The organism is Streptomyces sp. NBC_01241 (assembly GCF_041435435.1).
GTDB lineage: Bacteria > Actinomycetota > Actinomycetes > Streptomycetales > Streptomycetaceae > Streptomyces.
In genome coordinates, this window is sequence record NZ_CP108494.1 from 7,779,526 (window position 1) to 7,793,573 (window position 14,048).

Below are 14,048 nucleotides of genomic sequence, written 5' to 3' on the forward strand. Positions count from 1 at the left end.
GTGATCGGCAGATTCCCGGAGGCGTTGGTGGACGCCCTGTGCGAGGCGTTCGACCGCGGTGATCGTCCCACGCCTGATTACGCCAACCGGCCGCCGTCGCTCGACGACGTCGTCGAACGCCGTGCCCGCGCCGCCAGGTCGGGAGCGCTGCCGGCCACGGGGGAAGCCGCCGCGGACACCGCATCCGCACGGGCCCACTTCCGCGACGACCTGCGCTTCTACGGGCCGCCGACCGCCGGCTACGCGGATGTCCTGCGCCTGTGGCTGGGCATCGACTCCGACCGTCCCATCGTATGCACCCCGGCTGTTAATCGGATCGTCCTGCCGCGGGCCCCTCTCGAGGAGTGCGTCCAATGGAGCGGCTGACGAGCAGGTGCGATGACGCCGTCACGCGGCGGGCTCATATCGTCGCAGTGGTCGCCCGACCTGAGGATCTCACCACGCCTTGCCTGCGCGGCCTCGCAGGGGTGGCCGACGCGCTGGAGGTGCGTGCCGACCTGGTCGGCGACCCCGATCCCCACCGGCTGCGCCGACACTTCACCGGGCCGGTGACCTACAGCCTGCGCTCCTCGCGCCACGGCGGTCGCTCGACTGCCGGCCCGGTCGAACGCCGCACCCGGCTCCTGCGCGCGGCGGACCACTATGACGTGGTCGACATGGAGGCCGTGGACGACCTGGTCCCGGAACTGCTGGCGGGCATCCCCGCCCGGCAGCGGCGCGTCTCCTGGCACCAGCCCGAATCCGCACGCCCCGAGCGGAGCGCCGACCGCGGGGCCGGCGTGCTGGGGGCAGCCGCCGAGCTGCGGGAGCGGTTCGCCGCGATGGCCACCACTCCTGCGCTGCTGTACCTCCTCGTGCCGCAGTCGGGAACCCAGTACGGGTCGGCCGCGCCCCTGCTGCTCACCGGGCTCGGGCGCTCCGATGTGACGGCGTTCGCGTCCGGTCCGGCCGGCACCTGGACCCGGGTGCTGGCGCCGTGGCTGGGCGCGCCCCTCGCCTTCGGCCGGGCCGATGCCCCGGGGGCGGACGGAATGCCGAGCGTCGGCCAACTCCTGACTGACTACGGACTGCCCGCGCTGCCACCGATCAGTGCCCTGTTCGGCATTGCCGGCCATGCCCCGGGACGCTCGCTGTCACCGCGGCTGCACAATGCGGCGTTGCGGAAGTTGCAGTTGCCCGCGCTCTACCTGCCCTTCCAGGTGGACACGTTCCCCCGCTTCTGGCACTGGGCCAACGGCTTCGGGACGCTGGCCGGGCTGCCGCTACGCGGGCTGACCGTGACCGCTCCCCACAAGCAGAGCGCGGTCGAAGAGGCCGACATCGTCGGCCCGCAGGCGCTGCGGTGCGGCGCGGCCAACGTTCTGTGGCTCGACGCCGGGCGCTGGCGGGCGGCCACCACCGACACCGCCGCTGCCCTGCACATCCTTGCCCGGGCCGGGGTCGACCCCAGCGGCCGCAGGGCCGCCGTCATAGGTTGCGGCAGCACCGGGCAGGCCGTCGCGCTGGCCCTGCTCCAGGCCGGAGCCCGGGTGACCCTGGTCAACCGGGGGCATGCGCGTGGCCGGGAAGCCTCCTCACGCCTCGGGGCTCCCTACGTACCGCTCTCCCGGTTCTCCCCGGCAGGACACGCTGTGCTCGTCCACGCCACACCCCTGGCGGAAAGGCAACCGTTTCCGGTTGCCGCCGTCGACCCGGACGCGGCGGTGTTGGAAATGGTCTACCGCGATCCTCCGACCGCGCTCATGAGCGCCACCCGCGCCCGCGGGCTGATCGGCATCGACGGCTGGGACGTCCTGCTCGTCGAAGTGAGCGAACAGTTCCAGCTGTTGACAGGCCATCCGTTCCCCGATGCGCTGCCCCTGCGCTCCCTCGGCTTCAGCCAGGCCGAGCGCGCCGACGTCCACGGCCTCACCGAGCCGGGGGAATCGCCCCCGGCGCAACCCACGAGCGGAGAGCAACCATGACGCCCCGGTCGGCCTCCCCCGCCGGACCGGACGCGCCGCGGCCGCCGGACGCCCCCGACGTCTCGGCGCTGCTGGGCGACTGGGTCAACACCGACCAGGACAGTTCGAAGGGCGCCCTACGGCTGAGCGTGACGTGGCACGAGAAGGGCCTGTTCGTCAGAGCTTTCGGCACCGGCAGCCCGCAGCCGCGCGACTGGGGTGAGGTGTCGGCGGTCGTGTACACCGCGCCAGGAACCCCATCGACCGCCTGGTCGTTCTCGGCGATCTACCACTTCGGCTCGCTGCGCACTGTCCTGTGCGCCTACCACAAGACGGGCATCCTGGTGGCCACCACGAGCAGCATCTTCAGCGATGACGGCGGGGGAGCCGACCACTGGGCCCGCTCGTTCTTCCACAGGGCGGAGGGGCGGGCATGACGGCGCGGACGGTCGATCCGGCGCCACTGACCGGTGGCTGGGTCAACTTCGACACCACCGCCACGGGTATCCACCTGGTCGATGCCGCGGTCGACGGCAGCCGGCTCCTGCTGCGGATCACCGAGCGCGGCGATCCGGACCCGTCACAAGAGGCGCTCGTACCGACCGCAACGCCCGTCACCGGCGCCACCCTGCCCGCCGTCCCGCTGGCCGATGACATGGACGCCCCCGAGGCCGTTGCCTTCCTCGCCGAAGGTCCGCTCGGCTCCCGCCAGGTCATCCTCTGCGGCTACCTCAACCGCGGCCTGCTGACCATCGATGTCCACACCGTCCATACCGTCGATCCGCAGATACCGAACGTGATGTACCGCGCCCACTTCTACCGTTCGGAAGGGGCCGTCCTCCTATGACCGACGACCTGGGCCACGGTCCGGCCCGCGATCCGGTGGCCGGGGGCGACCGAACCGTTCTCGACGCCTTGGCGAAGCTGGCCGCGGACAACTTCGCCCCCCGCGCCGAGGAATACGACCGCAGGGCCGCGTTCCCCGCCGAGGACTTCGACGATCTGTTCTCCGGCGGGTTCCTGGCCGCCCCTGTGCCGCGGGAGCACGGCGGCCTGGGCTACGGCCCCCAGCAGCGCAACACCCTGCCCCTGTGGGAGATGACCACCACGCTGGCCAAGGCCGATCTGTCACTGGCCCGCTGCTGGGAGGGGCACGCCAACGCACTCGTCCTCATCGACGCCCTGGCCAGGCCTGAGCAGAAGCGACACTGGTTCACCGGCGTGGTCGAACACGGAGAGAAATGGGCCGCCTGGAGCGGCGAACCCCAGACCCCCAAGCCGGGCGAGAGCGGTCGCTTCGGCACCATGCTGACACCCGTCCGCAGCGGCTGGACCCTCCGCGGAAGCAAGGCGTTCGCCACCAGCGCCACCGGAGCCCAGTGGGCGATCCTGCTCGTCGATCCGGCCGGCCCCGGCGGAGCCCGGCACAGCCGAGAGGCCCACGGAAAACTCCTGCTGCTCGCCTGCGACCTGTCCGACCCGACTGTGACTGTGGACAGTTCGTGGTGGGACCCGATCGGCATGCGCGCGACGGTCAGCCATGTGGTGCGGTTCCACGACACCTTCGTGCCGCGCGAGCATCTCATCGGCCGCCCCGGCGGCTACTTCGAAGGGCACTGGCAGACCGCTTTCATCCCGCACTACGCTGCCAGCTTCCTCGGCGGCGCTCTGGCCGCGAACGAATACGGGCTCGGGTATCTGATGCGGCAGGGCAAGGGCGATGATCCCTTTGTGCAGCAGCGGGTGGGCAGCATGGCGGTCAACATCGACACCGCCCGCCTCTGGTTGCGCTACGTCGCCGGTCTGTGGGACGAAGGCAGGGTCGAGGAGGCGCGGATCGCCGGCAGCAGGGCCTGGCATGTGATCGAGCATGTGGCGGAAGAGACAGTGCACCACGTCATCCGCGCGTGCGGTGCCCGCAGCCTGATCCGCCCGAGCCCCGTGGAGCGGATCCTGCGCGACCTGACCTTCTACGAGCTCCATGACAACGACGACCACGTCCTGGCGACCATCGGGCGGGCCGTACTCGGCGAGCAGCACGACCCGTCGTTCCACAGACCATGACTCCGAACCCTCGAGCCAGGTAAGGGAACACGTCGTCGCGGGGTATCCATCGGCGACGATGCACGGACATGCGAGACCAGCGACCTACGAGTGCTTGGGCGCGCAGCCGTCGCGGCTGAGGCCGGGTCGGCGTGCGGGGCACGTATGGCTCCCGACGGCCTGCGCGCAGGTCACCAGGCTGCGGGCGACGAGCATGGCCGCGTCGGCAGGGGCGTCCGGCGGCGCACCCAAGGGTGACCGATCGTCCGCGCCGGGGGCCCGCTTCGAACGCGGCTGCTTCCCCACCCCTCCTTCAGCTGGGTCGGCATGTCGCTCTCATCGGCCGTCCGGCCCAACCGCTCTCCTTGAATTGCGTGCCTGCTGGCGCGCCGACTGGACCCGGCAGGGAATCTTCGGACGTACTGGCGAGATCGGCCCGCAATTCCTGGAGAACCTGTTGAGAAACCCTCGCCTCGCGACCGCCTGGGTCGCCGTTGACGCCATGCGTGCCATGGTGCACAACGGTTGCTCCGGCGGCAGAAGGACGACGATCGCCGTGAGCCCGCAGCCCGCACCGGCGGCGGTCGCATCCGCCCGCACCGAACCTCACTTTGTCTCCGGGCCGTCGGCCCGAACCGCCCGCACTCCCAGCGCCGCGCTCGGCACCACGTGGTATGCCGTCCAGCTCCAGGGCGGCAAAATCGAGAGCGGGGGCGGCTGATCACGTGGACGGCCTCGCTCCCCCTGCCAACCACCGACGGCTCCACGGCGTCCTGTGGATGCTCCTGCCCGTGGCGGTCACGGTCGGCCTCTACTGGTACGGCCGGGTACACACCCCCGCCTACGAGAACAGCCTCTTCGGGCAGCGCGGCGACGACGCCAGACTACTCAAAGCCCAACTCGGCTCCGCACTGCTGGGTCTGGCGCTGATTCAGCTACTTCTCGCCCTCTGGATGTACGGCCGCCTGCCCGCACTGCGAACCGCACCGCACCGGGTCAACACGACGCACCGCCTCATCGGTCTGACCGCCTTCCTCCTCTCCCTCCCCATCGCTCAGCACTGCATCACCGCCTACGGCGTCCAGCTGACCGACACCCGCCTGGCGCTGCACTCGCTCACCGGCTGCTTCCTCTACGGGGCCTTCGTCGCCAAGGTCATCGTGGTCCGCCACCGCCACTGGCCCGGCTGGGCACTCCCACTGGCTGGAGGCACCCTCGTCACCGCGATCGCCCTGATCTGGTACGCCGCCGCCTTCTGGTACCTGAACGGCTTCCAGGCCCCCGGCCTGTGAGCAGAGCGCGAGACGCCCGACGGCCAATGGCGGCCCCGGCCGGACCGACAACACCGCGGTGAGCGACACCCTGCACCTGGGCGGTGCCTCCCGGTTCGGGCGAGGTCAGGCAGGGCTGGGGACATGAAGTCAGCCCTGCCCGTTGTGCAACGGCGGCTTCGGCTTCCATCCGCTGCTGTGTTTCCGATCGCATTGCGGTGTTGGGCGACGCCCTCGCGCAGATCCCCGACGCTCACCGGCATGGCACCGCAATCCTGGCCCGCGCCGACAGCGCCGGATCCGCGAAAGCCTTCCTGGCCCACATCCGAACCTTGCGCGAGGCTTCGCCGCCTACGCCACCTCCCGCGGCCACGCCCGGGTCGGCCCCGAGCTCTACCTGCCCAGGTCTTGGACCGACGACCGCGAACGCTGTCGGGCCGCCCGTGTCCCCGACGACCGCACCTTCGCCACCAAAAGCGAACTGGTGCAGGCCGTGATCCTGCGGGCCCTCGCCTCATCCCTGCCGCGGCGTAGCGCTCGTAGTCCCAGCCCTTCTTGGCGAGGCGGCGAGGCGAGCCTGAGCCATGGTGCCGTCGCGCCAGGGACATGGGAAAGCGGCCGCAACGGGGATGTCAGAGGCCCGACCACGCCAAGGGCCCGTGGTGACCTGCGCGAATTCCCGGGCGTCAGCTTGGTGAGGGCAACCAATGTCGAATAGCTGGTGCACCCGTAGACGCAACCTCTGGTGCACGAGATGGTGCCACCATTCGGGTAGCGGTGAGGTGTCCAGCGGTCTGTGTCAATCGCTGAATCGTTCGAGCGAGGTGTCCGGGTCAGGGACGGCATGTGACGTGCACGCGAGCCGCGGCGTTGTTGGCGTACCCCCTGGGGTTCCAGACGGTCGCCGGGGACTCAGGCTGCACAGCCGCCGTGGAGTCCCAGGCACGGGCGATGAGCTCGGCCTCGCCCGGGGGCAGCGTAAGCGTGGCGCGCCAGTGCTGCCACGTCCAGGGGTTCTCCGGCGGGTCCAGGTCGGCGTGGGCCCAGGTGACGCCGTCGTCGGCGGAGACATCCACGCGTTCCACGGTTCTGTCGTCCCCGGCGAAGGCGAAGCCGGCGACCTCGGTCGGCCCGGACGGCAGCTGGGCGTTCTTGCCGGGCTGCAGGATGGCACAGTGGATGGCGATCGGGCCGAGGGTGATGCCGTCTGCCTGCCTGGCCTGGTGAGGGTCGGCTTCGGCGGGCAGGATGCTGTATTCGATCTGGAAGTAGTTGTCGGACGGCTCGGCCTGAGCGGTAATGCGCTTGAGCCACTTGACGCTGCGGGCGCCGATCCACCCGGGGACGACCACGCGCAGCGGCGCGCCGTGCGCGGTGGGCAGTGCCTGATCGTTCATGGCCCAGGCCAGCAACACCTCGCTGGAGGTTGCCTTCGCCACCGGTATCGAGCCGCCGAAGGGCTGCGGTGGCTCGGCCTGCTGTGACACGTCGGCACCGGTGAAGGCGATGTGCGCCGCCTCCGGCTGCACTCCGGCCTCGGCCAGCACATCCGCGAGGCTTGCCCCGCTCCAGCACGCGGTGGAGATGGCTCCGGGGCCCCAGGAGACCTGGCCGGGTATCTCGCGGACCTCGATGAGGTCCGCGCGGCGGTTGCCCGCGCACTGCAGTGTTGCCACCACGCTCCGCTCGGGGAAGCGGCGCCGCAGTTCGTCCATCGACAGCTCCAGTGGGCGATCGACCAGACCGTCTACTCGCAGCCGCCAGCTCTCCGGGTCGATGCGGGGGATGGGCGCGTGATTGCGGCCGTAGAAGCTCTCCAGGGGGGTGATCTGACTTGCGAGGGCGCCGGGAGGCGTTTCGGCGTTGTACGGCTCGGTCTGGTGTACTAGCACATTGTTCCACTTGCCCCATATAGCCATATAACTACTGTTCATCATGTCAGGCGCTTACGCCAAGCCGCCCACGAGGAGCGCCTGCGGATGGCTAGTTGTCCTGTCCATAGAGGTTGGTGACAGTGATCGCGGCCGGCGTCGAGAAGTGCACCACCTACAGCGCCACCAAAGCCGCCGTGCGCGCTCGCGGAGAACCGAACCCGCGGCATACGCGGAACATTCCGACGGCTCGGCCCGTCCGGTATGACCGGACGGGCCGAGCCGCTCGCTGTGTCGAGGAGTCGCTTCCGTGGGCCGTTCGGGTGTCCGTCGACCAGGTATCAATGCGGCGCAATCGTCCTCTAGTGCGATGGTTCATACCAGAGCGGGACGGATGGTGGGCAAGTTCGACAACTGCCCGTCGCACCTGCGTGATGGACGACTACCGTGTGTGCGCGGCGATCAACGGTGAGCTCATGTCTTGCGAGCCTGCCGGACCGATGAACCGAGCCTGACCAGAACCGTAGGTGCCACCGCGGGAACGCCGATTCCTGGTGCGCCACGTACCGAGGACACTGATGTCTCAACTTCGCGCACCCGAAGCGCGACCGGAACGCCGAGAGGGCGGACGGCACGGCCGGCCGGGTGCCCGTTCCCACGCGGCCACGGCCAGGCCGCGCGCTGCCCAACCGTCCCCCGAGGCGCGTATCCGCCCCCAACTCCTGCGCACCGCGGTGCTGCCGGCCGTCGCCGCGGTGCTGAGCGGAGCCGCAGCGGTCATCTTCACCGTCCGCTCCACCGGAGCCCGGCCGTCCAGTGAACTGTGGATCGGGCTGGGCGGGGCCGGTGCGCTGGCCCTCGCCGCCGTGCTGGCCGCGTATCTCGCGGCCAACCGCGTCGCCACCACCGTCTTCGGCCGCTGTCTGGCGCTTCGCCGCGCCAGCGTCCACGGCCAGGCCGAACTGCAACGGGTGGTGGAACAGCTCCGCAACGGCGAGTCCGTGCCCGCGCGGCGGCCCGCGCAGCCCGTCGTTCCCGGCAGCGACGCCTTCGAACTGCTCGGGCAGGAACTCAGCCGCCAGCAGGAAGTCGCCGTGGCCGCGATCGTGCAGGCGTCCCGGCTCTCCGACCACACCGGGGAGGACCAGAAGGTCGAAGTCTTCGTCAACCTCGCCCGCCGGCTCCAGTCGCTCGTCCACCGCGAGATCCAACTGCTCGACGAGCTGGAGCACGAGGTCGAGGACCCCGATCTGCTCAAGGGCCTCTTCCACGTCGACCACCTCGCCACCCGCATCCGCAGACACGCGGAGAATCTCGCCGTCCTCGGTGGCGCCGTCTCCAGGCGGCAGTGGAGCAATCCGGTCACCATGACCGAGGTCCTGCGCTCGGCGATCGCCGAGGTCGAGCAGTACCCACGGGTCAAACTGGTTCCGCCGATCGACGGCACACTGCGCGGACACGCCGTCGCCGATGTGATCCATCTGCTGGCCGAACTGGTCGAGAACGCCACGGTGTTCTCGGCCCCGCACACCCAAGTGCTGCTGCGCGCCCAGCAGGTCACCGCCGGGCTGGCCCTGGAGGTCGAGGACCGGGGCCTCGGCATGCCGGGCAACGAGCAGAGGCGGATGAACGCCCTGCTCGCCGACCCCGACCAGGTCAACGTGGCCCATCTGCTCCAGGACGGCCGGATCGGCCTGTTCGTCGTCGCGTCACTGGCCCGACGGCACGGCATCGCCGTCCAGCTGCAGAGCAACATCTACGGCGGTACGCAGGCCGTACTCGTCCTCCCCCAGTCCCTCCTGGGCCTGGACGGTGACGTTCCCGCCGGAGGCGACGCGGCCCCGGTCCCGCCCCCTGGTCCCGTGCACCGGCCACCGGCCGAGGACGCCACCGGGGTCCACCGCAGGCCGAACCCGGACCGGGGACTCGGTCCCGGACCCGACCGGGGCCCCGCCCCGAGTCCGCAGCCGAGCACCAACCGCCAGCCCTACGTCCCCAGCCAGCCGCTGCACCTGCATCAGCCGGCCCAGCAGACAGGACACCAGGGCGAAGCCCCACCGCTCCCCCTGCGCGCGGAGCGCCTCGACCGCTCCGCCCCCGCCGAGGCCGGTCGCGGGAACCGGGGCACCGACGACGCACCCGAAGCGCTTCACCCCGAAGCACTTCACCCCGAGGCGCTTCACCCCGAGCCCGGCGTGGTGCGCGGCACCCTGGGGCGGCCCCAACTCCCGAGGCGGGCCAACCAGGAGCACCTCGTCCCACAGCTCAGGGAGGCACCGGCCCCACGCAGCGACGACGAACAGGCCCTGCACGACCCGGGACTCATGGCGGCATTCCGGCGTGGCATCGAACTCGCGGAGGCCCGTGCCGAATCCGGGGCGGACACCGCCCAGGCGGCGGGCACGAGCCTGGGAACGGCGTCCGCCCCGCAGGCCCGGCAGCCCCGGGCCCCGCTCGAACCGCTGCCGGTACGTGGACTCACGGCAACCGCCGCCCCGCACACCCAGGCCCCGGCCCCGGACACGAACGTGGGCGGGACCACCGACCCCCTCGAATCGAACACCTCCAAGGAGTAGATGCACCATGTCGACCGATATGTCATCCGGTCAGGTCTCGGACCTCGACTGGCTGCTGAGCGGACTGGTCCAGCGCGTCCCGTACACACGCAGTGCAGTCCTTCTCTCCGCCGACGGGCTGGTGAAATCCCTCCACGGCATGGACGCCGACAGCGCCGACCACATGGCAGCGCTGGCCGCCGGCCTGTACTCGCTCGGCCGCAGCGCCGGCGCGCGCTTCGGTGACAGCGGCGACGTACGCCAGGTGGTCGTCGAGCTCGACACGACGCTGCTGTTCGTCTCCACCGCGGGCTCGGGCACCTGCCTCGCCGTCCTCGCCGGCCGGGAGGCGGACGCGGCGGTACTGGGCTACGAGATGACGATGCTGGTCAAGAGCGTCCGGCCCTACCTGATGACTCCGGCAAGACAGGCGGCCGGGGCCCCGAGCACCACGGGGCTGTGAGGGTGTCGGTTCCGCAGGACGCGCCGTTGCTCGACGACGCGGCCGGCCGGCTCATCCGCCCGTACACCGTGAGCAACGGCCGGACCCGTCCGACGGCCGTGCTCGATCTGCTCTCTCTGGTGATGGCCACGGGGACCGAGCCACAGGTCCATCTCGGTCCCGAGCACTCCGTCGCGCTGGGGCTGTGCGGCGGCCCCACCTCGGTGGCCGAGATCGCCGCCCATCTTCGGTTGCCCGCAGTCGTCACCAAGGTGCTCGTCTCCGACCTGGTGGACTGCGGAGCAGTCACCGCGCACGCGCCCGCCTTCCATGACATGCCCACCGACCGATCTCTGCTGGAGGCAGTGCTCGATGGCTTACGACGACAGCTCTGACGGCTTCGGCAGCCCAGCCGCGTACGAGAACAGCGCACGCCACGAAGGCTTCGAAAGTCTCGGAAGCCATGGAGAGCGTGGAAGCCCTGGACGCCCTGGAAGCCCTGGAAGCCGTGGAAGCGACGGAAGCCACGAGAGCCATGGAGACCGCGGCTATCCGGAAGGCTTTGGCGGCTCCGGCGATGCCCACAGCTCCAGCGATGGCTACAGCTCCGGCGGTGCGTACGGCTCCGGCGGTGCGTACGGCTCCGATACTTCCTACGGTTCCGATACTTCCTATGGCTCCGATAGTTCCTATGCCTCGGATGGTTCTCATGATGCCGACGGTTCCTACGGATCCGGCGGGTCCTATGACGTCGGCGGGTCCTATGACGTCGGCGGCGGCTACGACTCCGCCGGGCCCGATGCCTCAGAAGGCTTTCCCGTCGCGCTCAAGGTGCTGGTGGCAGGTGGGTTCGGCGTCGGCAAGACGACCTTCGTCGGCGCGGTCAGCGAAATCGCGCCGCTCAGCACGGAAGAGCTGCTGACCCAGGTCAGCGCCGCGACCGACAGCCTCGACGGCATCGAGTCCAAGACGTCCACCACCGTGGCGATGGACTTCGGCCGCATCACCCTCGACGAGCAGCACGTTCTCTATCTGTTCGGCACCCCCGGCCAGGAACGCTTCTGGTTCATGTGGGACGAGCTCTCCCAGGGCGCGCTGGGAGCGGTCGTGATCGCCGACACCCGCAGGCTCGCGGAGTGCTTCGCCGCCGTCGACTTCTTCGAGCGGCGCGGTATCGGTTTCATCGTCGCGGTGAATGAGTTCGACGGGGCCTACCGCTACGCCCCGGAGGAGGTACGGACCGCACTCGATCTGGGACCGGACGTGCCGGTCGTGCTCTGCGACGCCCGGATCGCCAGCTCCGGTACCGGGGCCCTGGTCACCCTGGTTCAGCACCTGATCAACGTCACCTCCGCCCCGGCCCCGCTGACCGCCTTCGGATCCCACACGTGACCGGGCACGCCGCCGGCCGGCTGCTGCTCACGCCCGTCGACCGGGACGCCCTCGTCCGTACCCAACGGCTGCGGACCCTGGGTCTGGGGGAACGCGCCGATGCCTCGTTCGACAACTTCGACGCATTCGCCGACCGGGTCGCCGAAGTGACCGACGTGCCCTTCTCGATGGTCAACTTCATCGACGGGAACCGGCAGTTCTTCGCCGGTCTGCACACCCCGGCCGGCACGCACAAGGGATCCCACCTGGGCGCCACGGCCGCGGGCAGCGGCCGCGCAAGCCGCTACGTGGCCCTCGACCGCGGCTACTGCCCACATGTCGTCGTACGGCGCAAGGCGCTCGTCCTGGAGGACGTCTGCGACTACCCGCGGTTCGCCGGGAATCCGGTGGTCGACGACATAGGCATCCGCTCCTATCTCGGCGCGCCCCTCATCGACCGCACGGGCATCGCCCTGGGCGCCGTCTGCGCGGTCGACACCGTGCCCCGCCCATGGGGCAGGGCGGGGCTCGACATGATCAAGTCCCTGGCGCGAGAACTGGTCGGGCACATCGACCGGCGGGAGGAGAACAGCATCGGCGGCTGACCGCGGTCAGACCTCGACCGTCGTACCGTCCAGGAACGTCAGCACCACCGACTCCGATCCCGCCCGCACCCGCACCGAGTCGCGCAACGCCGCCGGATGCACGGTGTCCCGGGAGAGGGCGACCAGCGAGACATGGACGCTCCGCCCGCCCGGGTGCGGTCGGCTGCGCAGATACGGGATCGCGGAGCGCGGCCCGTACGCGTTGGACTGGACGTCACGCGCCACAGCGGCCCCTTCGGGACCACCGTCCCAGCCGTGCAGCGCGACCAGGGCGCTGCTCAGACCGTCGGCGGTACGGGCCAGCGCCCAGTCGGGACCCGACAGGGCGAACGGACTCTCCGTGTGAGCGACCGCGTGACCGCCCTCCCGCAGCACCGCACCCTCGGGCGCCTCGACCCGGTGCACCCGGATCTCCCACGGGCCGTGCAGCACACTCGTCGTCTCGATCCGGTACGGATGATCGTCGCCGGGCAGCCGGGCCGCGTACCAGGAGGAGGCCACGCGGTCCTCGCAGCGCAGCGGATGGATCCGGCGGCGCAGCGACGGCGTGCCGTCCGGGGCCACGAGTGCCAGATGGCCGTCGATGGAGCGTGCCACGGCATGCGGAGCGGCTTCGGGGGCCGTCGCCGTCGAGTAGGCCAACTTGGCGTAGTGCGGGTCCTCCGTGCCCTCGGACGGGTCGGCCGTCTCGTCGTACGGCGGATTGTGGTCGCTGCCGTGATTGATCAGCCGCACGATGCCGTCGTCACGGGTGCCGTGCAGCAGCCAGCCGGGGGCCGGCAGCGCGGTGTACCGGTCGGACTCCTCGATGGGCAGCGGGAGTTCGCGCGCCGTCCACACCGGATGGTCCGCCGGGAGCAGCAGCCCGAGGAAACCCTTGCTCGCCCAGTACGGCGAGGCGGGACCGGAGTACGGCTGGGTGCTCGGCAGGAACGTGTCGTACCAGCCCAGTGTCAGCAGCCCCCGCTCGTCCGGCACACCGCGCTCCGCGAAGTGCCGCATCGTGCCCGAGGCGAGCCGGCGCGTCAGCCCCGGTGCGAGCGGGGTGCAGTCGGCCAGTGCCCCCATCCACACCGGTGCGAGCGCGGCGAACCGGTACGTCAGTGAGCGGCCCTGGTGGACCGGTGCCCCGTCGGAGCCGAAGAAGTGCGGGTAGTCCTCCAGAAACCGGCTGAGCCGCTCCCGGTAGACCTCGGTGCGGCCCCCGTCGTCGGGGCCCGCGATCCGGGACCACAGCAGCGGGTACAGATGCATGGCCCAGCCGATGTAGTAGTCGAAGTTCCGGCCGTCCCCGTCGGTGTACCAGCCGTCGCCGACGTACCAGTCCTCGATCCTGTCCAGATTGCTCTCGATGTCGGAGCGGCTGTACGGGGCACCGACCGAGGCGAGGAACTGCTCGGACACCACCTGGAAGAGCCGCCAGTTGTTGTCCCAGGTACGCCCACCGACGAACCCGGAGAACCAGTCGACGACCCGCTCCTGCACCCGGGCGTCCAGCCGGTCCCAGATCCACGGCCGGGTCTCGTGCAGCGCGACCGCGACCGAGGCCGCCTCCACCATCTGCTGCGAACAGTCCGTCAGCCGCGGCCACGCCTCCCCGCTGCCGGGATCCGTGCCCGCGGCCAGGCCCGCCGTGTACCGCTCGATCAGTGCGGGGTCGACCGCCCCGCCCGCGCCCGCTATCCGGCAGGCGGCGAGCAGGAACGACCGCGCGAACCCTTCGAGACCGTCCGAGACGACACCCGACCAGCTGGTGCGGCCCGGCAGCCGGTACTGCGCGAAGCCGGGTGTCGCGTACGGCACCAGTGCGTCCAGCATCCGGTCGGCCGTCGCCTCCCAGTGGGCCCGGGTCCAGCCGGTACGGGACGACAGGAGCCGGTCGGGCGGCGGCAGTTGCAGATGCGGTGTGACGGACATGGTGGTGCTGCTCCTCGGAGGGGGTGCGGA

Annotated in this window: 14 protein-coding genes and 1 pseudogene; 13 read left to right on the forward strand and 2 right to left on the reverse strand. The window is 70.7% G+C overall.

Annotated elements, in window-relative coordinates:
• The 8 genes and pseudogenes from OG306_RS35345 to OG306_RS35380 form a co-directional block, all read left to right on the forward strand.
• The gene (locus OG306_RS35345; RefSeq protein ID WP_266750422.1) at positions 1–366 is read left to right on the forward strand and encodes a hypothetical protein; all 366 of its coding nucleotides are present in this window, start codon (positions 1–3) and stop codon (positions 364–366) included.
• A gap of 47 nt (positions 367–413) precedes the next feature.
• Positions 414–1,964, forward strand: a complete 1,551-nt coding sequence (locus OG306_RS35350) for a type I 3-dehydroquinate dehydratase (protein WP_266750424.1) — start codon at positions 414–416, stop codon at positions 1,962–1,964.
• Positions 1,961–2,380, forward strand: a complete 420-nt coding sequence (locus OG306_RS35355) for a hypothetical protein (protein ID WP_266750425.1) — start codon at positions 1,961–1,963, stop codon at positions 2,378–2,380. The genes OG306_RS35350 and OG306_RS35355 overlap by 4 nt, the downstream gene beginning before the upstream one ends.
• A complete protein-coding gene (locus tag OG306_RS35360; protein ID WP_266750427.1) occupies positions 2,377–2,790 on the forward strand; it encodes a hypothetical protein in 414 nt (137 codons plus the stop codon). The genes OG306_RS35355 and OG306_RS35360 overlap by 4 nt, the downstream gene beginning before the upstream one ends.
• On the forward strand, positions 2,787–4,007 hold the full coding sequence (locus tag OG306_RS35365; RefSeq protein ID WP_266750429.1) for an acyl-CoA dehydrogenase family protein: 1,221 nt from the start codon (positions 2,787–2,789) through the stop codon (positions 4,005–4,007). The genes OG306_RS35360 and OG306_RS35365 overlap by 4 nt, the downstream gene beginning before the upstream one ends.
• A gap of 436 nt (positions 4,008–4,443) precedes the next feature.
• Complete coding sequence (locus tag OG306_RS35370) at positions 4,444–4,707, forward strand: hypothetical protein (RefSeq protein WP_266750431.1); 264 nt, start codon at positions 4,444–4,446, stop codon at positions 4,705–4,707.
• Positions 4,708–4,765: 58 nt separating this feature from the next.
• Entirely contained in the window at positions 4,766–5,278 is a 513-nt protein-coding gene (locus tag OG306_RS35375; RefSeq protein WP_266750432.1) for a DUF6529 family protein, read from the forward strand.
• A 322-nt stretch (positions 5,279–5,600) separates the two neighbouring features.
• Positions 5,601–5,783: pseudogene (locus OG306_RS35380) on the forward strand (transposase); the annotation flags it as partial.
• 307 nt (positions 5,784–6,090) lie between these two features.
• On the opposite strand, the gene OG306_RS35385 reads toward OG306_RS35380, so the two are convergent.
• Positions 6,091–7,176, reverse strand: a complete 1,086-nt coding sequence (locus OG306_RS35385) for a sulfite oxidase (RefSeq protein ID WP_266750434.1) — start codon at positions 7,174–7,176, stop codon at positions 6,091–6,093.
• 530 nt (positions 7,177–7,706) lie between these two features.
• Between OG306_RS35385 and OG306_RS35390 the strand changes: the two genes are divergently transcribed.
• From OG306_RS35390 to OG306_RS35410, 5 genes are all read left to right on the forward strand, one after another.
• Complete coding sequence (locus OG306_RS35390; protein WP_266750435.1) at positions 7,707–9,704, forward strand: sensor histidine kinase; 1,998 nt, start codon at positions 7,707–7,709, stop codon at positions 9,702–9,704.
• A 7-nt stretch (positions 9,705–9,711) separates the two neighbouring features.
• On the forward strand, positions 9,712–10,146 hold the full coding sequence (locus tag OG306_RS35395) for a roadblock/LC7 domain-containing protein (RefSeq protein ID WP_266750437.1): 435 nt from the start codon (positions 9,712–9,714) through the stop codon (positions 10,144–10,146).
• 2 nt (positions 10,147–10,148) lie between these two features.
• On the forward strand, positions 10,149–10,520 hold the full coding sequence (locus OG306_RS35400) for a DUF742 domain-containing protein (protein ID WP_266750438.1): 372 nt from the start codon (positions 10,149–10,151) through the stop codon (positions 10,518–10,520).
• A 436-nt stretch (positions 10,521–10,956) separates the two neighbouring features.
• A complete protein-coding gene (locus OG306_RS35405; protein WP_266750440.1) occupies positions 10,957–11,517 on the forward strand; it encodes a GTP-binding protein in 561 nt (186 codons plus the stop codon).
• Positions 11,514–12,101, forward strand: a complete 588-nt coding sequence (locus tag OG306_RS35410) for a GAF domain-containing protein (RefSeq protein ID WP_266750441.1) — start codon at positions 11,514–11,516, stop codon at positions 12,099–12,101. Before OG306_RS35405 ends, OG306_RS35410 begins: the two co-directional genes overlap by 4 nt.
• 6 nt (positions 12,102–12,107) lie before the next feature.
• On the opposite strand, the gene OG306_RS35415 is transcribed toward OG306_RS35410, so the two are convergent.
• Positions 12,108–14,018 (reverse strand): DUF2264 domain-containing protein, encoded by a 1,911-nt coding sequence (locus OG306_RS35415; protein WP_266750443.1) that lies wholly within the window; start codon positions 14,016–14,018, stop codon positions 12,108–12,110.
• Positions 14,019–14,048: the final 30 nt, after the last annotated feature.

Coding starts and splice junctions, on each gene's coding strand:
- OG306_RS35355 (WP_266750425.1), top strand. CDS start 1,961: ATGACGCCCCGGTCGGCCTCCCCCGCCGGACCGGACGCGCCGCGGCCG.
- OG306_RS35360 (WP_266750427.1), top strand. CDS start 2,377: ATGACGGCGCGGACGGTCGATCCGGCGCCACTGACCGGTGGCTGGGTC.
- OG306_RS35365 (WP_266750429.1), top strand. CDS start 2,787: ATGACCGACGACCTGGGCCACGGTCCGGCCCGCGATCCGGTGGCCGGG.
- OG306_RS35375 (WP_266750432.1), top strand. CDS start 4,766: ATGCTCCTGCCCGTGGCGGTCACGGTCGGCCTCTACTGGTACGGCCGG.
- OG306_RS35385 (WP_266750434.1), bottom strand. CDS start 7,176: ATGGCTATATGGGGCAAGTGGAACAATGTGCTAGTACACCAGACCGAG.
- OG306_RS35390 (WP_266750435.1), top strand. CDS start 7,707: ATGTCTCAACTTCGCGCACCCGAAGCGCGACCGGAACGCCGAGAGGGC.
- OG306_RS35395 (WP_266750437.1), top strand. CDS start 9,712: ATGTCGACCGATATGTCATCCGGTCAGGTCTCGGACCTCGACTGGCTG.
- OG306_RS35415 (WP_266750443.1), bottom strand. CDS start 14,018: ATGTCCGTCACACCGCATCTGCAACTGCCGCCGCCCGACCGGCTCCTG.